Raw genomic sequence first — 327 nt, forward strand, 5'->3', positions numbered from 1 at the left:
CGGCTCGGATCGGTTCCGAAGATGTATTCAAAAAAGTTTGGAACTCGATCATGATCCGGATCTGCAAACTTGGACATCACTAAAGGTTCATCCCATTTAGACTCTGAAAAATAGGTCCTAAGCCAAAGACTGATTGCCTCTACTATACTTAAACTCGCAGACTCGCTTTCAACGACTTCTCCATAAGAGACGACAGTCACCGCATACTGATCACCATCGGCAGCGCCATTGTCAGCATGCAAAGTCAAGATGCGATCGACTTCACCATCCATAGACACCCCATTCCGACTCCACTGATAACTTAATGGAATAGAAGACTCCACATTT

The 327-nt window shown here is 45.0% G+C and carries 1 protein-coding gene; it reads right to left on the reverse strand.

Annotated elements, in window-relative coordinates:
* The coding region (locus QEH59_RS18815) for a hypothetical protein (RefSeq protein WP_308986929.1) at positions 1–327 on the reverse strand (327 nt) is incomplete at both ends.

It is taken from the genome of Thalassobacterium sedimentorum, assembly GCF_031127905.1.
GTDB lineage: Bacteria > Verrucomicrobiota > Verrucomicrobiia > Opitutales > Coraliomargaritaceae > Thalassobacterium > Thalassobacterium sedimentorum.